Annotated in this window: 17 protein-coding genes; 1 reads left to right on the plus strand and 16 read right to left on the minus strand. The window is 71.5% G+C overall.

Translation table 11 applies throughout. The annotated features are described in order from the left end of the window. Positions 1–513: 513 nt before the first annotated feature. From tyrS to AB4030_RS14110, 16 genes are all read right to left on the minus strand, one after another. Entirely contained in the window at positions 514–1773 is a 1260-nt protein-coding gene (gene tyrS / locus AB4030_RS14035) for a tyrosine--tRNA ligase (RefSeq protein WP_442279823.1), read from the minus strand. Between the two features lie 110 nt (positions 1774–1883). Further along, entirely contained in the window at positions 1884–2519 is a 636-nt protein-coding gene (locus AB4030_RS14040; RefSeq protein ID WP_442279824.1) for a DNA-3-methyladenine glycosylase, read from the minus strand. Between the two features lie 22 nt (positions 2520–2541). Further along, on the minus strand, positions 2542–4014 hold the full coding sequence (gene argH / locus AB4030_RS14045) for an argininosuccinate lyase (protein WP_442279825.1): 1473 nt from the start codon (positions 4012–4014) through the stop codon (positions 2542–2544). 80 nt (positions 4015–4094) lie between these two features. After that, entirely contained in the window at positions 4095–4580 is a 486-nt protein-coding gene (argR, locus tag AB4030_RS14050; RefSeq protein WP_442279826.1) for an arginine repressor, read from the minus strand. Beyond that, complete coding sequence (locus AB4030_RS14055) at positions 4577–5770, minus strand: acetylornithine transaminase (RefSeq protein ID WP_442279827.1); 1194 nt, start codon at positions 5768–5770, stop codon at positions 4577–4579. The genes argR and AB4030_RS14055 overlap by 4 nt, the downstream gene beginning before the upstream one ends. Next, positions 5767–6816 (minus strand): acetylglutamate kinase, encoded by a 1050-nt coding sequence (gene argB, locus AB4030_RS14060; RefSeq protein WP_442279828.1) that lies wholly within the window; start codon positions 6814–6816, stop codon positions 5767–5769. Before argB ends, AB4030_RS14055 begins: the two co-directional genes overlap by 4 nt. Further along, on the minus strand, positions 6813–7976 hold the full coding sequence (gene argJ / locus AB4030_RS14065; protein ID WP_442279829.1) for a bifunctional glutamate N-acetyltransferase/amino-acid acetyltransferase ArgJ: 1164 nt from the start codon (positions 7974–7976) through the stop codon (positions 6813–6815). The genes argB and argJ overlap by 4 nt, the downstream gene beginning before the upstream one ends. Beyond that, complete coding sequence (argC, locus tag AB4030_RS14070; RefSeq protein WP_442279830.1) at positions 7973–9016, minus strand: N-acetyl-gamma-glutamyl-phosphate reductase; 1044 nt, start codon at positions 9014–9016, stop codon at positions 7973–7975. Before argC ends, argJ begins: the two co-directional genes overlap by 4 nt. A gap of 44 nt (positions 9017–9060) precedes the next feature. Next, complete coding sequence (gene pheT / locus AB4030_RS14075; protein WP_442279831.1) at positions 9061–11619, minus strand: phenylalanine--tRNA ligase subunit beta; 2559 nt, start codon at positions 11617–11619, stop codon at positions 9061–9063. Position 11620: 1 nt separating this feature from the next. Beyond that, positions 11621–12730 carry a phenylalanine--tRNA ligase subunit alpha gene (gene pheS / locus AB4030_RS14080; RefSeq protein ID WP_442279832.1) on the minus strand — a complete coding sequence of 370 codons (1110 nt, stop codon included), beginning with the start codon at positions 12728–12730 and terminating at the stop codon, positions 11621–11623. Positions 12731–12845: 115 nt separating this feature from the next. Then, the gene (locus tag AB4030_RS14085; protein WP_442279833.1) at positions 12846–13973 is read right to left on the minus strand and encodes an ATP-binding protein; all 1128 of its coding nucleotides are present in this window, start codon (positions 13971–13973) and stop codon (positions 12846–12848) included. A 36-nt stretch (positions 13974–14009) separates the two neighbouring features. Continuing rightward, on the minus strand, positions 14010–14813 hold the full coding sequence (locus AB4030_RS14090) for a TrmH family RNA methyltransferase (RefSeq protein ID WP_442279834.1): 804 nt from the start codon (positions 14811–14813) through the stop codon (positions 14010–14012). A gap of 46 nt (positions 14814–14859) precedes the next feature. Next, on the minus strand, positions 14860–15252 hold the full coding sequence (gene rplT / locus AB4030_RS14095; protein WP_345508599.1) for a 50S ribosomal protein L20: 393 nt from the start codon (positions 15250–15252) through the stop codon (positions 14860–14862). Between the two features lie 96 nt (positions 15253–15348). Further along, complete coding sequence (gene rpmI, locus AB4030_RS14100) at positions 15349–15543, minus strand: 50S ribosomal protein L35 (protein ID WP_020144695.1); 195 nt, start codon at positions 15541–15543, stop codon at positions 15349–15351. A gap of 93 nt (positions 15544–15636) precedes the next feature. Continuing rightward, the gene (infC, locus tag AB4030_RS14105; protein ID WP_442279835.1) at positions 15637–16290 is read right to left on the minus strand and encodes a translation initiation factor IF-3; all 654 of its coding nucleotides are present in this window, start codon (positions 16288–16290) and stop codon (positions 15637–15639) included. 324 nt (positions 16291–16614) lie between these two features. Next, on the minus strand, positions 16615–17946 hold the full coding sequence (locus AB4030_RS14110; protein ID WP_442279836.1) for an MFS transporter: 1332 nt from the start codon (positions 17944–17946) through the stop codon (positions 16615–16617). Positions 17947–18112: 166 nt separating this feature from the next. Between AB4030_RS14110 and AB4030_RS14115 the strand changes: the two genes are divergently transcribed. After that, positions 18113–20179: an elongation factor G-like protein EF-G2 gene (locus tag AB4030_RS14115; RefSeq protein WP_442279837.1), complete on the plus strand. Its 2067-nt coding sequence runs from the start codon at positions 18113–18115 to the stop codon at positions 20177–20179. The last annotated feature ends 51 nt before the right edge of the window (positions 20180–20230 follow it).

The raw sequence follows: 20230 nt of genomic DNA on the forward strand, positions 1-20230 counted from the left end.
ACCACCCTCATGGATGAATCCGAGCCAGACCCCGGGACGAGGTAATTGGCATCGATTTTTGACACGCTGTTGAGTTCTCAAGAATCGGACACACACCATCAACCACCTCAACGAGAAGGCATCCGGGGCAACCCTTCAAACTTACCCGCCGGATCCTGACCAGTCAAACCCGCGGTCCGCCCCATCGGGGCGACCCAGGCGACCAGCTCGGAACGAGCGGTTCCTGCACTCCGAGGCTACCCGACTCCGTCAGGCGCCTCGGACCATCTCGCCAACCCCGGGACCGGCCAACTTCGCTCGCGATGACTCGCTCCGCGGTGGCGTCCGTTCCTCCCTGTCGGGCTGACGAAGAGAACATTAACCCGGCCCTCCGGAGAAACACAAATCCGCCTTCCCCTGCACCCCGGTGACCGCGAGAAGCGGCGGATCCCGTTGTCCTGCAACGGGATCCGCCGCTTCAGACGCCGACTTTCGCTCTACAACGGCCGTGTGCCACGTCCGGGCCGGCGCGACTCACGCACGTCGCGCGGCCGCCAGGTTGCGGCGGCCACGCTTGATGACAGCGACCGTGCCGTGCAGGAAGTCCTCCTCGCCGAGCACCCGCTCGGGATCGGTCAGCTTCACGTTGTTGAGGGACGCTCCGCCCTCGCCGATCGCACGCCTCGCGCTGTTGCGGGAGTCGACGAGTCCGACCGCCACGAGGGCATCCACGACGGACGTCCCGACGGGCACCTGGGCCCCCGGGAGCTCGGACGTCGCGTCACCGAGGGTCTCGGCGTCGAGCCCACCGAGGTCCCCCTTGCCGAACAACGCCTCCGAGGCGGCCTGGACCGACGCCGTCGCGTCGGCACCGTGCACGAGCGTGGTGACGTCGGCCGCCAAGGCCTTCTGAGCCGCCCGACGGAACGGCTCCTCGGCCACCTGCCGCTCGAGCTCGAGGATCTCCTCGCGCGTCCGGTCCGACAGCGCCTTGAGCATGCTGACGACGGAGGCATCCTCCACGTTGAGGAAGTACTGGTAGAAGACGTACGGGCTCGTCATGTCAGCGCTGAGCCAGACGGCGTTGCCCTCCGACTTGCCGAACTTGCGCCCCGTCGAGTCGACGAGCAGCGGCGTCGCGAGCGCGTGCACCGACCTGCCCTCGACCCGGTGCACCAGGTCGACGCCGGCGGTGATGTTGCCCCACTGGTCGCTGCCCCCGATCTGCAGCGTGCAGCCACGGCTCCGGTAGAGCTCGAGGTAGTCGAGCGCCTGGAGCATCTGGTAGCTGAACTCGGTGTAGGAGATGCCCTGGTCGCTCTCGAGGCGACGAGCGACGGCCTCCTTCCGGATCATCTGGTTGACGCGGAAGTGCCGGCCGACGTCGCGCAGGAAGTCGAGCGCGCTCAGCGGGGCCGTCCAGTCCAGGTTGTTGACGAGCACGGCCGCGTTGTCGCCCTCGAAGTCGAGCAGCGGCCCGACGAGCTGCTGGATGCGGCTCACTGCCGTCGCGATGGTGTCCTTGTCCTGCAGCACGCGCTCGGCATCAGGTTTCGGGTCGCCGATGAGCCCCGTCGACCCGCCCACCAGACAGATCACCCGGTGCCCGGCAGCCTGCATGCGGCGCATGACGGACAGCTGGACGAAGTTGCCGAAGTGCAGCGAGGGGGCGCTCGGGTCGAAGCCGCAATACAGCGTGATCGGCCCCTCGGCGAGTGCCTCGCGCAGCGCCGCCTCGTCGGTGGTCTGTGCCACCAGGCCACGCCACTGCAGCTCGTCGAAGATGTCGGTCACGGGTATCGGTGTCCTTTCGGTCCAGCGGGCTCCCTGCCCACCCGGACACAGCCTGCCGTATGCCGTCGCGCGCGGGCCAACGAGTACCTCCCGGTCCCGCATGGCGGGCATCACCTCCGGCGGCGCACGACTCCCGGACGGTAGGTCGACACGCTCGGCTCGCCCTCGACCCAGAAGCGCCACGGGTAGGCCGTCCCGTCACCCCCGGGTCCGCTGACACCGACCCGAGGACCGACGCGCACGCGCTCCGGCGGGGCCGGGTCGCCCTGGGACACGACGAGGTCGATGGGCTCGCCGAGCGGGGGGCGGCAGAAGTCCCGACCGGTGTGCTCCTTGGTCATGGCGAGCGCCTGCCCGAGCCGGCCCGGGCCGCGGGCCCAGTCCCTCTCACGCACGGGCCCACGTCGCGCCCGGACGAGGTCGCCGCCGGCCACGACCTCTCCGGCACGCACGAGCACCGCCGAGGCCGACCCCTCCTCGCCGACGACGAGGTTGACGCACCAGTGGTGCCCGTAGGTGAAGTAGACGTAGGTGAAGCCGGGAGGCCCGAACATCGGCCGGGTCCGCGGCGTCTCCCCCCGGAAGGCGTGCGACCCGGGATCGACCTCACCGGCATACGCCTCCAGCTCGGTCAGGCGCAGCACGACCCCACCGAACGACAGGTGGCGCCCTAGCAGGTCGGGCGCGACCTCGACGGACGGGCGGGCGAAGAACTCGCGGGACAGCCGGGTCTCGACGGGGCTCACCGACGACACGCTAACCGCCCCGTCAGACAGCCGCCGACGTCCAGCCGCGGGCGGCGGCGAGACGGTCGCGGGCAGCCGCGAGCTGCTCGCTGACCCGGGCCGGGGCGGTGCCGCCGACAGCGTCCCGTGACGCCAGGGACCCTTCGACGGACAGCACGGACCGCACCTCGGGCGTCAGGTGCTCGCTGATGTGCGCGAAGTCCTCGTCGGTCAGATCCCAGAGCTCGATGCCGCGCGGCTCGCACTCGCGGACGCAGGCGCCGGCGACCTCGTGGGCGACTCGGAACGGAACCCCTTGACGCACCAGCCATTCCGCGATGTCAGTGGCGAGAGCGAAGCCCTGCGGCGCCAGCGACTCGAGCCTCTCGGTGTTGAAGGTCAGCGTGTCAACCATGCCCGAGAACGCCGGTAGGAGCACCTCGAGGGTGTCCACGGCGTCGAAGACCGGCTCCTTGTCCTCCTGGAGGTCGCGGTTGTAGGCCAGTGGCAGGGCCTTGAGCGTCGTGAGCAGACCGGCGAGGTCACCGACGAGGCGACCGGCCTTGCCACGCGCGAGCTCCGCCACGTCGGGGTTCTTCTTCTGCGGCATGATGCTCGACCCCGTCGAGTAGGAGTCGTGCAGCGTGACGAACGAGAACTCCTTCGTCGCCCACAGCACGACCTCCTCGGCGATGCGCGAGATGTCGACGGCCGTCATGGCGGACACGAACGAGAACTCCGCGACGAAGTCGCGCGAGGCGGTGCCGTCGATGGAGTTCTCCACCGCGTGGGCGAAACCGAGGTCGTGCGCGACGGCCTCCGGGTCGAGACCGAGCGACGAGCCGGCAAGCGCGCCGGAGCCGTAGGGCGACGCGTTCGCGCGCTCGTCCCAGTCGCGCAGTCGGTCGACGTCGCGCAGCAGTGCCCACGCGTGGGCGAGCAGGTGGTGCGAGAGCAGGACGGGCTGCGCGTGCTGGAGGTGGGTGCGCCCCGGCATCGCGACCCCGAGGTGTCGATCTGCCTGGGCGACAAGGGCATCGACGACATCCAGCACGAGACCGCCCACGACGCGCGCGTGCTCGCGGAGGTACATCCGGAAGAGCGTCGCGACCTGGTCGTTGCGCGAGCGGCCGGCGCGCAGGCGACCGCCGAGGTCGGTGCCGACCCGCTCGATGAGGCCACGCTCGAGCGCCGTGTGGACGTCCTCGTCGTCCTCGGCGGGCGTGAACGCTCCGGAGAGCACGTCGGCCTCGAGGCGGTCGAGGCCCTCGATCATCCCAGCGAGGTGTTCCTCGGAGAGGAGCCCCGCGGCGTGGAGGACTCGGGCGTGGGCGCGCGAGCCGGCGATGTCGTGCGGTGCGAGACGCCAGTCGAAGTGGGTGCTCTTCGACAGTGCGGCGAGCGCCTGGTCGGGACCGCCGGCGAAGCGTCCGCCCCAGAGGCTCACTCGGGCGGCCGGGGCGCCCGGGGCGCCCTCGCTGCCGTCGGCGGCGCTCGTGCGGGTGGGATCGGTCATCGCGGGTTCTCCTCGTGGGTGATCAGCGTGGGTCGGCATGGTGTCCGGTGTCGGCTGCAGCGGGTGCCGCCGAGGTGGGTTCAGTCTCGCGTGCCGGCGAGGGACTGGAGACGTTCGGCCACCGCGGCCGCCTGCTCGGCGCTGCCGGCGACGAGCAGGATCGTGTCGTCGCCCGCGATGGTGCCGACCACCTCGGGGTCGCGGGCCTGGTCGATCGCCGAGGCGAGGTAGTTGGCAGCCCCCGGTGGCGTGCGCAGCACCACGACGTTGACCGCGGCGGCTGCTGACACGAGCAGCTCCTCGCACGTGCGTCGCAGCCGGGCCGAGGCTGCGTCGCCGATCGAGCCGACGGCGGCCACCTCACCGCCCTCGCCCGGGACGGCATACACGAGGGCGCGTCCGCGCCGCACCTTGACCGCGCCGAGCTCGACGAGGTCGCGCGAGAGGGTCGCCTGCGTCACCTCGGTGCCCTCGGCGACGAGCAGGTCGGAGAGCTCACCCTGGCTGTGCACCTCGTGGGACCCGAGCAGCTCGACGATGCGCCGCTGGCGCTGGGTGCGGCTCACGGCGTCGCCTCCCCCGTCGCGCGGGCAGCGTCGAGGATCGCCGGCAGCGCGTCGAGGAAGCCCTGGAGCTCTTCCTCGGTGATGACGAGCGGCGGCGCGAGACGAAGGGCTGTCGGCGTCACCGCATTGACGATGAAGCCGGCATCGCGAGCGGCCGCCATGACCACAGGAGCAGGTATGCCGTCCAGCTCGATCGCGCGCAGCAGCCCGCGACCCCGCGTGCTGACCACGCCTTCGATGTCGACGTGGTCGAGCAGGGCGCCGACGTGCCGCGCGTGCTCGAGCAGGTGATCGCGCTCGATGGTGTCGAGGACGGCGAGCCCGGCGGCGCACGCGAGGGGGTTGCCGCCGAACGTCGTGCCGTGCTGGCCCGCGGTCAGCATGGCCGTGACGTCGGAACCGAACGTCACGAGGGCACCGATCGGGACCCCGCCGCCGAGACCCTTGGCGAGGGTCATCGCGTCCGGCACGATGCCCGAGGCCTGGTGGGCGAACCAGTCGCCGGTGCGACCGATCCCGGTCTGGATCTCGTCGACGACGAGCAGCGCGCCGTGGGCGCCCGTCAGCTCCCGGGCCAGACGCAGGTAGTCGGACGACAGCTCGCGCACGCCGGCCTCGCCCTGGATCGGCTCGACGAAGAGGGCCGCCGTCGTGTCGTCGACGGCGGCACGGAGCGCATCGGCGTCGTTCGGTGGGACGAAGACGACCTCGGGGATCAGCGGCTCGAAGGGCTCGCGGTAGGCGGCCTTGTGGGTCAGGGCGAGGGCGCCCGTGGAGCGCCCGTGGAAGGAGCCCTGCAGGGCCACGATGCGCGTGCGCCCGGTGCGCCGCGAGAGCTTGATCGCGGCCTCGGTCGCCTCCGTCCCCGAGTTGGCGAAGAAGACGCCCGACCCGCTCGGGGCCGCCGCGATCGACAACAGCCGCTCGGCGAGGGTGATCGCCGGCTCCGAGGTGAAGAAGTTGGAGAGGTGGATCGCCGACTCGGCCTGCTTGGCGACCGCCTGCACGAGCGCGGGGTGACCGTGGCCGAGCGCGTTGACGGCGATGCCGGACAGCAGGTCGAGGTAGCGCTTGCCGTCGACGTCGGTGACCCAGCAGCCATGACCCGAGGCGAGGACCAGCTGCGGTGTGCCGAAGACCTGGACCATCGCGCTGGCGTAGCGCCCCAGCAGATCACTGCCCACGGTCATGGGTTCTCCTCGGGTGTCGCGGTCGGGGCGGCGGTTGGCGTGGGGGCCGGGACCGGCTTGGAACCGGTGATGTCGGGCAGCACCATGGTGCCGATCCCCTCGTCGGTGAAGATCTCCAGCAGGATCGAGTGGGGCTTGCGGCCGTCGACCACGTGCGTCTGCGGCACGCCCCCTTCGACGGCCCGGATGCACGCCTCGAGCTTGGGCACCATGCCGTGGTCGACCCGGGTGAGCAGCTCGCGGGCTGCGCTGACGGTGATCGTGGAGAGCAGGGAGCGACGATCGGGCCAGTCGGCGTAGATCCCCTCGACGTCGGTGAGCACGACGAGCTTCTCGGCGCCGAGCGCGACGGCGATCGCGGCGGCTGCGGTGTCGGCGTTGACGTTGAGGACCTGGCCGTCGACGTCGAGGTCGGGCGCGACGGTGGAGACGACCGGCACACGGCCCGCGTCGAGGATGTCGAGGATGGCCGAGGGGTTGACGCTCTCGACGTCACCGACGAGGCCGAGGTCGATCTCCTCGCCGTCGACGACGGTGCCGCGGCGCCGGGCGCCGAGCAGGGCCGCGTCCTCGCCAGACAGGCCCACGGCGATGGGCCCGTGCTGGTTGAGCAGGCCGACGAGCTCGCGCCCGACCTGGCCGGTCAGCACCATGCGCACGACGTCCATGGCCTCGGGCGTCGTCACGCGGAACCCGCCCTTGAACTCGCTCTCGATGCCCACCCGCTCGAGCATCGCCTTGATCTGCGGGCCGCCGCCGTGCACGACGACGGGCCGCAGTCCGGCATACCGAAGGAAGGCGACGTCCTCGGCGAAGGCGGCCTTGAGGGCGTCGTCCACCATGGCGTTGCCGCCGTACTTGACGACGACGAGGGCGCCGCGGAAGCGCTCGAGCCACGGCAACGCCTCAACGAGCGTCGAGGCCTTGCCGGCGGCGACGCGGATCGCGGCTGCGTCGATGAGCCCGCGCACGTTGGCGGGTGGGTCACCGGCTGACGGGAAGGACGGGGGGAAGCCCGTCGGGGACGGTTCGGTGATGTCGCTCATGTGCTGTAGGCCGAGTTCTCGTGGACGTAGTCATGGGTCAGGTCGTTGGTCCAGACGGTGGCCGAATCCGCGCCGGCATGCAGGTCGACGAGGACGTGCACCTCTCGCGCCGTGAGGTCCACGAGGGCCCGGTCCTCGCCGACCCCGCCGGAGCGGCACACCTGGACGCCGTTCATCGTCACGTCCAGGGCTGCTGGCTCGAAGGCGGCCCGGGTCGTGCCGACGGCCGCCAGGACACGTCCCCAGTTGGGGTCGTTGCCGAAGATCGCGCACTTGAAGAGGTTGTTGCGGGCCACGGCGCGGGCCACCTCGAGGGCGTCGTCGACGCTCGCGGCGCCGGCCACCTCGATGGCGATGTCGTGGGCGGCACCCTCCGCGTCGGCGATGAGCTGGCGCGCGAGGTCGGAGCAGACGGCGGTCAGCGCCTCCGTCAGGCCGCCCCGGTCGACGGTCACGCCCGAGGCACCTGAGGCAAGCACGACGACCGTGTCGTTGGTCGACATGCAGGCGTCGGAGTCGATGCGGTCGAACGAGACGGCTGTCGCTGCCCGCAGTGCGGCAGTGAGGTCAGCCGGGTCGACGACGGCGTCCGTGGTCAGGACGACGAGCATCGTCGCGAGGGCCGGGGCGAGCATGCCCGCGCCCTTGGCCATGCCGGAGACCGACCATCCCGCGCCGGCGTGCCCGGCCACCTTGTGCACCGTGTCGGTCGTCTTGATCGCGACCGCCGCGGCCTCGTGGCCCTCCGGGGAGAGCGCTGCCGCCGCTGCGTCGACACCGGAGGTGATCTTGTCCATCGGCAGCAGCTCGCCGATGAGACCCGTCGAGCAGACGACGACGTCACCGGCCGAGACGCCGAGGACGTCGGCGACGTGCTCCGCGGTGCGGTGCGTGTCGAGGAAGCCCTGCGTGCCCGTGCAGGCGTTGGCGCCTCCCGAGTTGAGGACGACCGCGTCGACGCGTCCGTCGGCGACGACCTGGCGGGACCACGTCACCGGGGCCGCCTCGACGCGGTTGGTCGTGAAGACCGCCGCGGCATGGTGGTCGGGACCGTCGTTGACGACGAGGGCGAGGTCGGGGGTGCCGCTCGTCTTGAGCCCGGCGGTGACACCGGACGCCCGGAAGCCGGCGGGGAGCTGGACGGTCGGACGAGCGCTCACGGGGCGACTCCTGCGATCGGGAGGCCGAGGGTCTCCTCGAGACCGAGGGCGAGGTTGGCGCACTGCACGGCTGCACCGGCGGTGCCCTTGGTGAGGTTGTCGATGGCCGACACGACGACGACCCGGCCGAGCCGCTCGTCGACGGCGGCCTGGAGCTGCACGTGGTTGCTCCCGACGACGGACGCCGTCGCAGGCCACGAGCCCTCGGGCAGCACGTGCACGAAGGGCTCGTCGGCGTAGGCCCTCTCCCAGGCAGCGCGCACGGTTGCCGGGTCGGTGCCGGGACGCAGACGCGCCGTGCAGGTGGCGAGGATGCCGCGGGGCATCGGCGCGAGGGTCGGCGTGAACGAGACCGTGACGGGCTCCCCCGCTGCGCGCGAGAGGTTCTGCTCGATCTCGGGCGTGTGCCGGTGGCCGCCGCCGACGCCGTAGGGCGACATCGAGCCCATCACCTCGCTGCCCAGCAGATGGGGCTTGAGGGACCTGCCGGCCCCGGACGTGCCGGAGGCTGCCACGACGACGACGTCCTGGGCCTCGAGCAGTCCGGCCGCGAAGCCGGGCGCGAGTGCGAGCGAGATGCCCGTCGGGTAGCACCCGGGCACCGCGATGCGGCGCGCCCCGGCGAGCCGCTCGCGCTGCACGGAGCCCGCCGGCCCGGGGAGCTCGGGCAGTCCGTAGGGCCACGAGCCGGCATACGCCGTGTCGTAGAAGTTGGTCCAGGCCGTCTCGGACTCGAGGCGGAAGTCGGCCCCGCAGTCGATGACGACGACCGGGTCGGGCAGCTGCGCGGCGAGCGCGCCGGAGTGCCCGTGCGGCAGGGCGAGGAAGACGACGTCATGGCCGGCCAGGGTTTCGACGGTGGTCGGCTCGATGACGCGATCCGCGAGCGGGACCAGGTGCGGGTGGACGCCCCCGAGTCGTTCACCCGCACTGCTGGCCGCCGTGACGGCACCGACCTCGAACTGCGGGTGGGCGAGCAGCAGCCGGAGGATCTCTCCTCCGGCGTAGCCGCTCGCCCCCGCCACTGCTGCCCTGATCACAATGCATGACTATACACGCTAATGCATATTCGTGCATTCAGGGATCAGCGCTGCACGGCCCCCGTCGCCGCTGCCGCGACTGCGACCGCTGCGTCGCGGAAACCGTTGACCTCGTCGGTCGTCAGGGTCCGGTCCGGCGCCCGGAAGGTGAGGCGGTAGGCCAGGGACCGGTGCCCCGCCTCGATGCGCTCGCCCTCGTAGACGTCGAAGAGGACGACCGACTCGAGCGACTCCCCCGCGCCGGAGCGCAGGGCGGCCTCGACGTCGGCAGCGGCCACGTCGGACGCGACGAGCAGCGCGATGTCGGTCATCGCCGGCGGGAAGGTCGAGAACGCGCGGGCCTGGACCGGTTCCGCGCTCGCGGCGACGAGCACGTCGACGTCGAACTCCGCCGCCACGGTGCGCGGCGGCAGGTCGAGCGCCGCGACGACCTTGGGGTGCAGCTCGCCCGCGTGCCCGACGAGCGTGCCGTCGGCGAGCGTGATCCGCGCGCACCGTCCCGGGTGCCACGGGGCGTGGCCGGGGTCGTTGGCGACGACGACCGGGACGGCGAGGGCGGCGGCCACGGTCTGCACGGCGGCGACCATGTCGCTCCAGTCGGCGGCCCGGCCGGGGCCCCACCACCCGGCCTGCTCGGCCTGGCCGGTCGCGAGGATGCCGGCGCGGCGCGGCTGGGCGGGCACTGCGGCATACAGCTGCTCGAGGGTGTCGGCGTCGGGTCGAGAGGCCACGCCCGGGATCGGCGCCGTGCCGAGCGCACCGCCCGGACGGAAGACGAGACCGATCTCGTAGATCGCGACGTCCTTGTGGCCGCGCGCGACGTTGCGCCGCAGCGTGTCGACGAGGCTCGCGAGGATCGACGTGCGCAGCAGCGGCCTCTCCTCGGACAGCGGGTTGGCCAGCCGGACCGCGTGACGACGGTCGTCGTCGGCGGGCAGCATGAGCTGGTCGGCGAGATCCTCCGACACGAACGGGTAGCTGAGGACCTCGGTCAGCCCGGCCCCGGCCAGCGCGTCGGCGACGACCCGGCGCGCCTTCTGCTCGTGGGTCAGGCCGCGGCCGTCGCTCGGGGTCGGCGTGATCGACGGGATGTTGTTGTAGCCGTCGATCCGCGCGACCTCCTCGGCGTAGTCGGGCGCGTCGACGAGGTCGGGACGCCAGGACGGCGGGGTCACGAGCACGTGCGTGTCGTCGGTGCCCTCGCCGGCCTCGTCGACCCGGCAGCCGAGGTCACGCAGGATGCCGACGACGCGCTCACGGGGGTAGTGCACGCCCACGATGCGCGCGGGCTCGGTGACGTCGAGGAGGTATGCCGTGCGCTCCGTCGTCCGGTCGACGTCGGTCACGCCGTCGTCGACGGTGCCGCCACCGTGCTCGACGAGCAGGTCGACGGCGAGCTGCGCGGCGGCCGCGGTGACCTTCGGGTCGACGCCCCGCTCGAAGCGCTTGGAGGCCTCCGTGATGAGACGGTGCCGACGCGACGAACGCGCCACGGTCGTCGGGTCGAAGTGCGCGGCCTCGATGAGGACGTCGGTCGTCGAGTCGGACACCTCCGAGGACGCACCGCCCATGACGCCGGCGATGGCGAGCGGCTGCTCGCCGCCGTCGGTGATGAGCAGGTCGTCGGGGTGCAGGGTGCGCTCGACGTCGTCGAGCGTCGTCAGCCTCTCGCCACCGCGGGCCCGTCGCACGACGATCGAGCCGGACAGCCGGTCGACGTCGAAGGCGTGGAGCGGCTGACCGAGGGCGAGCATGACGTAGTTGGTGACGTCGACGGCGAGCGAGATGGGACGCATGCCCATCTGCGTCAGGCGCTTGCTCATCCACGCCGGCGACGGACGCGTCGGGTCGAGGCCCCGCACGATCCGCGCGACGTAGCGGTCGCACCCGTCGTTGCCCTCGATCGGAGACTCGTCCTTGAGCTCGACGGCGTAGCCGTTCGTGTTGGGCTGCGGCGTCAGGATGTCGGCCGGGTCGCGGTAGCCGCCCTCGGGACTGCCTTGGGCGTGCCAGTACTCGCGGGCCAGGCCGCGGACCGAGAAGCAGTAGCCACGGTCGGGCGTCACGTTGGTCTCGACGGTCTCCTCACCGAGCCCGAGCAGGGCGATCGCGTCGTCGCCGGGCTGGACCGTGGCGGCCTTCTCGTCGCCGAGCAGGCGGCGCAGGACGATGATGCCCTCGTGGTCGTGACCGAGGCCGATCTCGTCCTCGGCGCAGATCATCCCGTTGGAGACGTGGCCGTACGTCTTGCGTGCGGCGATCTCGAACCCTCCGGGCAGCACGGCGCCGGGCAGGACGCAGACGACGAGGTCACCGACCTCGAAGTTGTGGGCGCCGCAGACGATCTCCTGGTGCTTGCCCTCGGTCAGCATCTGGCCGTTCTGGCCGACGTCGACGGTGCACCAGCGGATCGTCTTGCCGTTCTTCTGCGGCTCGAGCTCGAAGGACAGGACGCGGCCCACGACGAGCGGACCCGTGATGTCGCCACCGTGGAGGTCCTCCTCCTCGAGCCCCACGCGCACGAGGCTGGCGGCCACGTCGGCGCCCCGGGCCCCGGGCGCGAGGTCGGTGTACTCGGCGAGCCAGCTGAGCGGCATACGCATGTCAGACCCCCATCCCGAACTGCTGCGAGAAGCGGACGTCGCCCTCGACGATCTCGTGCATCCCCTGGACCCCGTGGCGCAGCTGGAGCGCCCGCTCGATGCCGAGCCCGAACGCGAAACCGGAGTAGACGTCGGGGTCGATGCCGCACGTGCGCAGCACCTTGCGGTTGACCATGCCGGAGCCTCCGAGCTCGATCCAGCCCGAGCCGCCGCACGTTCGGCACGGCTCGGCGCTACCCCAGGTCTCCTCGCCGTGGCAGGCGAAGCAGAGAAAGTCGGTCTCCATGCTCGGCTCGGTGAACGGGAAGTAGTTGGCCCGGACGCGGGTGCGCGTCTCCTCGCCGAACATGATGCGGACGAACGCGTCGAGCGCGCCGCGCAGGTGGGCCATCGTCAGGCCCTTGTCGATGGCGAGGCACTCGATCTGGTGGAAGACCGGGGTGTGCGTCGCGTCGAGGTCGTCGGTGCGGAAGACCTTGCCCGGCGCCACGATGTAGATCGGCGGCTCCTTCTCGAGCATCGTCCGGATCTGGACCGGCGAGGTCTGCGTGCGCAGCACGAGGCCCGAGTCGACGGGGTCGAGGAAGAAGGTGTCCTGCATCTGCCGCGCAGGATGGTCGGGCCCGAGGTTGAGCGCGTCGAAGTTGAGCCACTCGCTCTCGAGCTCCGGACCCTCCGCGACCTCCCAGCCCATCCCGACGAAGGCGTCGACGAGGCGCTGCTCGACGAGCTCGATGGGGTGGCGTGCGCCGGGGGTGTGCCGCAGCGCGGGCATCGTGACGTCGACGCGCTCGTCGACGAGGATGCGCTCGTCGCGCTCGGCCTCGAGCTCGGCCTGGCGAGCCGTCAGGGCCTGCCCGACGCGGCCCCGGGCCTGGCCGACGCGCTTGCCGGCCTCGGCCTTGGCGCTCGGCGGCAGCGCACCGATCTCGCGGTTGGCGAGGGCGAGCGGGCTCTTCTCCCCCTGGTGCGCGATGCGCACGGCCTTGAGGTCGTCGAGGGACGCCGCTGCGGCGATCGCCGTGAGCGCGTCCAGCACCGCTGCGTCGACGTTCGCCGGGTCGAGCGCGGAGACCTCGACGGGGTCGTAGTTCGTGTTGGGTCCGGACATCGGCGTGCGTTCGCTGCTCTCGCTCGGGTTCTCGGTGGCTGTCGGGGTGGCTGTCGTGCGGTTGCCCAGTCTAGGGGCGGCGGCGAAGCGGGCCGCCGACCGTCCCGTGGGTGGGTCAGCTGCCGACGACATCCGGCAGGCCGGCGGGCAGGGTCACGACGAAGCGCGCGCCGCCCCCGTCGCGGTCGGTGACGAGCACCGTGCCCCCGTGGGCCTCGACGAGCCCCCGGACGACGTAGAGGCCCAGACCCGTGCTCGCGTTCGAGGGACCGTGCCAGAAGCGGCCGAAGATCTTCTCGCGGTCGGAGGGGGGTATGCCGTCACCCTCGTCGTCGATCTCCACGACCACCGACTCGGGCGCGTCACCGAGGACGCCTCCGCGGTCGAGCGTCACCGTGACCTTGCCGGCGCCGTGCAGCAGACCGTTCTCGATGAGGTTGAAGAAGATCTGCTCGAGCCGGTCGGTGTCGGCCCACATCTGCGGCAGTCCCCGCTCGCGGGCCGCCTCCCCCAGCCGCAGGTCGACCGTGCCTGTCGAGCGACCCAGCTCGTAGCGGACGACGTGCGTCGTCAGCAGGGCATGCAGGTCGACGGGACCCAGCCGGAGGTTGAGGCTGTCCGAGTCGAGGCGCGAGATGTCGAGCAGCTCGGTGATCAGGCGCGTCAGGCGCGTCGCGTCGGCCTCGATGGTCTCGATCATGAGGCGCTTCTGTTCGTCGCTGAAGCGGTCCCAGCGCCGGAGCAGGCTGCTCGTGAAACCCGTGACCGACGTCAGGGGGGCCCGCAGCTCGTGCGCCACCGTCGACAGCACCGTCGCCTGGTCGCGCTCGGCACGCTGCCGGGCCTCGGCGTCGCGCAGCCCGAGGATGACCCGTTCGACGGTGTGGTCACCGTCGGCCCGGACGTAGCGGGCGGTGACCAGGACGTCCTGCCCCTTCGGCGCCACCAGGAGCTTCTCGCGGTGACCGGGGCGGCTGGCCAGACCGTTCCACGGGTCCGTGTGCGCCCACCAGTCGCGGCCGTACTTGTCGGTGAGCGGAAGGCCCTCGGACAGGGCCCGGCCCACGAGGTCCGACTCGTCGCAGTCGAGGATGCGCAGGGCCTCCGCGTTGGCGAAGTGGATCCGTCGGTCACGCCCGACGATGACGAGTCCGTCGGGCAGCAGCTCGCCCGTCAGGGCGAAGGGCTCGGCCACCGACGCCGAAACGGGCCGCGGTGCACCGGTCCCGTCCACGGAGGTCATGGCCGAAGAATAGTCATGAGCGCCGGGAGAGCGCTGTCAGCGGCTCGCGCGGCGGGCCTCTGCCGAGGCGTAGAGACAGATCGTCGCCGCCATGGCGAGGTTGAGCGACTCGGCGTGACCGTGGATGGGGACCCGGACGACGTCGTCGCAGAGGTCACGCACCTCCAGCGGCAGGCCCCATGCCTCGTTGCCCATCACCCAGGCGTGAGCCCCGGTGAGGTCGGCGTCTGGCAGGAGCGTGGTGCCGGCGCCGTCGGCCGCGAGCAGCCGCACCCCGCGCTCGCGCAGTGCCTGGAGGATCTCCGGCACGCTGGAGCCGACGACAAGGGGCACGTGCCACAGCGATCCGACCGTCGAGCGGACGACCTTGCTGTTGTAGACGTCGACGCTCGCATCGCTGACGATGACCGCGTCGGCGCCAGCCGCGTCGGCGCCGCGGATGACCGTGCCGGCGTTGCCCGGGTCGCGGACGTTCGTCAGGACGCACACGAGCGCATCGGTCGGCAGGCCCGCGAGGACGTCGTGCAGGGGGCGGTCCAGCACCCGGCATACGGCCGCGATGCCCTGCGGCGACTCGGTGTCGCTCATGGCGGCCAGGACGTCGGACGTCACCTCGTGCACCCAGAGGTCGGCCTCGCGGGCGGCCGTGACGATGGTCGCGTGACGCCCTGCCGCCTCGGTGGTGACGTAGATGTCGCGGACGAGGTCGGGCCGGAAGGCGACCGCCTCGCGGACGGCCTGGGGCCCCTCCGCGAGGAACTCACCGGTGCGAGCACGCACCGAGCGCCGGGACAGCGACCGCACTGCCTTGACCCGATCGGATCGGGGGTTGGTCAGCACGGGGCGTCCCGGCGCTCGAGGGGTGTGATGTGCGTTCGGGCGACGCTCAGGCGGCGTCGCCGGCGACCTTCGCCGCTGCCTGGGCAGGGACGTTGGCGCGGGAGAGCTCGACGAGCGTGGCGAAGGCCGGCGCGTCGTTGACGGCGAGGTCCGCGAGGATCTTGCGGTCGACCTCGACCCCGGCGGCCTTGAGGCCCTGCATGAACCGGTTGTAGGTCATGCCGTTGGCGCGGGCCGCAGCGTTGATGCGCTGGATCCAGAGGCGACGGAAGTCGCCCTTCTTGGCGCGGCGGTCACGGTAGGCGTAACCCAGCGAGTGGGTGACCTGCTCCTTGGCCTTGCGGTACAGACGCGAACGCTGACCGCGGTAACCGCTGGCGCGCTCGAGAACGACGCGACGCTTCTTCTGGGCGTTGACCGCCCGCTTCACGCGTGCCACGTGAATACTCCTTCTCTGCTTGACGCAGTGCTTGCTGCTGCTGGCCTACCGGGGTCCCGGCTGCTCAGCGAAGTGCTGATGGGTGGGGGTCCCGGCTCACTTGCCGAGGAGCTTCTTGGCCTTCTTGGCGTCCGGCTTGGCGAGCTCGACGTCGTTCGCGATGGAACGCATCTTCTTGCTCGACTTGTGCTCGAGCAAGTGGCGACCGCCGGCCTGCTCGCGCATGACCTTGCCGGTGCCCGTGAGGCGGAAACGCTTCTTCGCACCGCTGTGCGTCTTCATCTTCGGCATGGGGGCCGATCTCCTTCGTGTTGCGCGCGTCAGTGGACGCACGTGGTCTGTCGTGCCGGGGGCTCGCGCCTCCGGCGGGTCACTGCCGGCCGATCACTCGGCGGCGGCGGTGGCCTCGTCGGTCTGCGGGGCCTGGGCGTGCGCCTCGGGCTGCTCGTGGGCCGGGGCCGTCTGGTCGGCCGCGTGCTGCTCGCGCTGCTCGCGCCGCTCGTGCTGCTCGTGCTGCTCGTGCTGGTCGTGCTGCTCGCGGGAGCGACGCTGCTCGGCCTTGGCCTCGGCCTTCTTCTTGGTCGGGCCGATCACCATGATCATGTTGCGGCCGTCCTGCTTCGGGGCCGACTCGACGAAGCCGAGCTCGGCGATGTCCTCGGCGAGGCGCTCGAGCAGACGACGACCCAGCTCGGGACGGCTCTGCTCGCGGCCACGGAACATGATCGTCACCTTGACCTTGTCACCGGCCTTGAGGAACCGCTCGACGTGGCCCTTCTTGGTGCCGTAGTCGTGCGGGTCGATCTTCGGACGGAGCTTGATCTCCTTGATGACGGTGTTGACCTGGTTCTTGCGCGCTTCCCGTGCCTTCATGGCGGCTTCGTACTTGAACTTGCCGAAGTCCATGAGCTTGGCGACCGGCGGCTTGGCCATGGGGGCCACCTCGACGAGGTCGAGGTTCGCCTCCTCGGCCAGACGCAGCGCGTCCTCGACGCGGACGATGCCGACCTGCTCGCCGTTGGGGCCAACCAAGCGCACTTCCGGGACCCGGATGCGCTCGTTGATGCGAGGCTCGCTGATGTGGTGCTCCTAAGTTTCGAGAAATGGGTGACCAGACGGGGTGTTGTCCGTCCTGCTGCGACCACAACGAGAAAAGGGCTCCCCGTGTGTGCACGAGGAGCCCAAGGGTCACGTATGCCGGACGGTCGCCGTCGCGTCACACGGCTCGACACGTGTGCCGCGAACGGCATCCGGTCGAGCAGACCTTGACCCGGCAACCGTGAGGTTGACGCGGGTGGAAGCGAGCTTCTCTTGCACGTCGCCACCGGGCCTCCGCCGGAGCGGGAGCCTGGTGACGGCTGGTCAGTGCTCCATGTTAGCAGCCGTGACCCCGTGCTCCGAATCGGTGGCGGCGGTCCGGCCGACCCGGCGCCGGCCCACGCGCGAGCCGACGAGGCCCGCCCCCGCGATGACGACGCCGAGCGCGGACACGACGACGAACCCCGACTGCCAGCCGCCGTGGTCGATGGCGAAACCCGCGATCGGAGCCCCCACCGCCGAGCCGGCGGTCATCGCCGATCCGTGCCAGCCCATCATCTCCCCGCGGAACCGTTCGGACACCTGGCGGCTCAGCTGCTCGACGGTGGCCGTGATCGTCGGGGCGCAGAGGAACCCCGACACCGTGATGAGCACGGCGAAGCTCGGCACCCCGACGGCGAGGGCGACGGGGGCAGTGGTGGCGGCTAGGCCGCCCAGCAGCCAGAAGACCGAGAAGGACCGGTGCCACGCGCCGTAGAGCAGGCCACCGACCAGCGAACCCGCGCCCCAGAGGGCGAGGACCCACCCGATCGAGCCGGTCGCCTCGAAGGAGCGCAGGGCCGCCACGATCGAGACGTCGGTTCCGCTGAGGACGAGCGTGGAGCAGGCGGCGGCAAGATAGACCGCCGCGACCGGGAACGTGATGAAGCCGCGGATCGCGCGGCCCGGGGCGACGTCGTCGGCACCGACACCGTTGGTGCTCGCGGCGATGGCCTCGGCCCGCGCCGCCTCGCCCGGCTCGTCACCGGCAACCTGCTCCCCGGTCGTGTCGCGAGCGGGCTCGCTCTCGGCGGACTCGGAGGTGAGCGGCGGGTTGACCAGCCACAGCACGAACCCCGCCGCGACGGAGGTCAGCTCGCACACGAGCAGGGCCCAGCCGGTGTCCCACGAGGTGGCCAGCCACACGCCGATGGCCGGACCCGCCATGAAGGACAGCTCGGTCGCCGACGAGTCGAGCGAGAGCGCCGTGCGGCGCTGGTCGCTCGGCACCGAGCGGATGATGACCTGCCGCAGGATCGAGAAGGTCGGGACGACGAAGAGCCCGGCGAGCGCCGCGAAGCCGATGAGCGGGGCGTAACCCACCCACGGGGCGATCGACCAGCACACGACCTGGACGACGAGCGAGGGCCCGACGGTGCGACGCAGGCCGATGCGGTCGAGCAGCCGGCCGCGCCACGGGCCGGAGACGGCGACCGCCACGGTGGACGCAGCCGTGACGAGGCCGGCCTCGCCGTAGCTGCGCCCGAGCGACGTCACGACGTGCAGCGTGAGGATCACCGCACCCGCCCACATGGGAACGCGGATGAGGAACCCGAGCAGCAGCGCCTGGCGAGTGTCGCGGTTGGCCAGCACCGGCCGGTAGGCCCCCAGATCCATGTCTCCAGCCTGTCACCCGCCACCGACGGTCCGCATCCGCATTCGCGGGCCGGACGGTCGTCCGATGCACGGCCCGATGCACACCCGACACGCGCACGCTGACGGTGGCGGGCGGCATACGCCAGAGGTCTTGTGACGGCCGTGCGACAGGAGAATTGTGGGGGGCATGGCAAAGACGCCCGGCAGATCAGACCTTCCTGCGGCCCCCAACCCCGCCTCGCCGCAGGACATCCGCAACGTCGTGCTGGTCGGACCCGGCGGGGCCGGCAAGACCGCACTCTTCGAGGCACTCATCGCGGCCCGCGTGCCCGGTCAGCGCACCGGCAGCGGCGACCACGTCCGCACGACGACCCTCACCGCCGCATCGTTCCCGTCCGGACCGGTCACCCTCAACCTCCTCGACACCCCCGGCTACCCCGACTTCGTCGGTGACCTCAGGGCCGGGCTGCGCGCCGCCGACGCCGCGATCTTCGTCGTCTCGGGCGCCGACGACATCGACCGGCCCGTGTCGCTGCTCTGGCGTGAGTGCGCAGCCGTCGGCATGCCCCGCGCCGTCGTCGTGACCCATCTGGACCAGCCCCGCGCCGACTTCGCCACGACCGTCGAGACGTGTCGTCGCACGTTCGGTGACGCCCGGGCCACGCACTGGCCCGTCGTCGAGGGCGGCTCGGTCACGGGAGTCGTCGGCCTGCTGACGGGCGAGACCGCCGGGGAGCACGAGGACGCCCGGGCGGCGCTCATCGAGTCCGTCATCGAGGAGTCCGAGGACGCGACCCTGCTCGACCGCTACCTCGAGGGCGAGAGCATCGACACCGAGTCGTTGCTCGCCGACCTGCGCACGGCCATCGCGCACGGCACGTTCTTCCCCATCGTCCCCGTCTCGCCGCTGACCGGCACGGGTGTCGAGGAGCTGCTCGGGATCGTCGAGCGGGCCTTCCCCGACCCAACCATCCACCCGCTCCCCGCGGTCACCTCGCCCGTGGGCGGTTCCGTCAACGGCGTCACGTGCGACCCGTCGCAGCCGCTCGTCGCCGAGGTCGTGCGCACGACGACGGACCCCTACGTCGGTCGCCTGTCACTCGTGCGCGTGTTCTCCGGCACCCTGCGCGTCGACGAGCCCGTGCACGTGTCGGGACACCTCGGCGACTTCGTCGGGCACGAGGTCGCCGGCCACCCGGCGCACGACGACGACGAACGCGTCGGACCGCTCGCATCGCCGTTCGTCGACACGCACCGGCCTCGTGGCACCGCCATCGCCGGTGACATCGCCCTCGTGTCGAAGCTGACCCGGGCCGAGACGTCGGACACCCTCTCCTCGCCGGAGCGGCCCGCGGTCGTCGCACCGTGGCTGCTGCCGGAGCCCCAGCTGCCCGTCGCGATCCGGGCTGCGACGAAGTCCGACGACGACAAGCTCGGGGCCGCGCTCCAGCGCCTCGTCGCCGAGGACGTGACGATGCGGATGGAGCACTCGAGCGAGACCGACCAGGTCGTGCTGTGGACCATGGGCCAGGCCCACGTCGACGACCTCATCGGCCGCCTGGCGGACCGCTACGGCGTGACCGTGGTGGCCGAGCCCTATCGCACCGCGCTCCGGGAGACGTTCGTCCGGCGCTGCTCGGTGCAGGGCCGCCACGTCAAGCAGTCGGGCGGTCATGGGCAGTATGCCGTGTGCTCGATCGAGATCGAACCCCTGCCGCGAGGGGGCGGCTTCGAGTTCGTCGACAAGGTCGTTGGGGGCGCCGTGCCGCGCCAGTTCATCCCGTCGGTGGAGAAGGGCACCCGGCTCCAGCTCGAGAAGGGCCTGCTCACGGGCCACCCGGTCGTCGACGTCCGCGTCACACTCACCGACGGCAAGGCGCACTCGGTCGACTCCTCCGACGTCGCCTTCCAGACCGCTGCAGCCCTCGCGCTCAAGGAGGCCGCCAACGCCTCGACGATGGCGCTGCTCGAGCCGATCGACCGCGTCGACATCACCATCGCCGACGAGTACCTCGGCGCCGTCATGTCGGACCTGCGCGGTCGGCGCGGCCAGGTGCTCGGCACGGAGCCGGCGGACGGGATGGGCCCGGACGGAGCGTGGACCGTCGTGCACGCCGAGGTGCCGTCGGCGGAGCTGTCGCGCTACCCCATCGACCTGCGGTCGGTGTCGCACGGCACCGGGTCCTTCGTGCGCGAACCGCTGCGGCACGACCTGCTGCCCGCCGACAAGGCCAAGGACCTGCTGGGCACCTGACGCGATCGAAAGAGCGATCCGTCCGCACACAATCGAAAGAGCGATCCGTCC

The organism is Terrabacter sp. 2YAF2 (assembly GCF_052114705.1).
GTDB lineage: Bacteria > Actinomycetota > Actinomycetes > Actinomycetales > Dermatophilaceae > Terrabacter.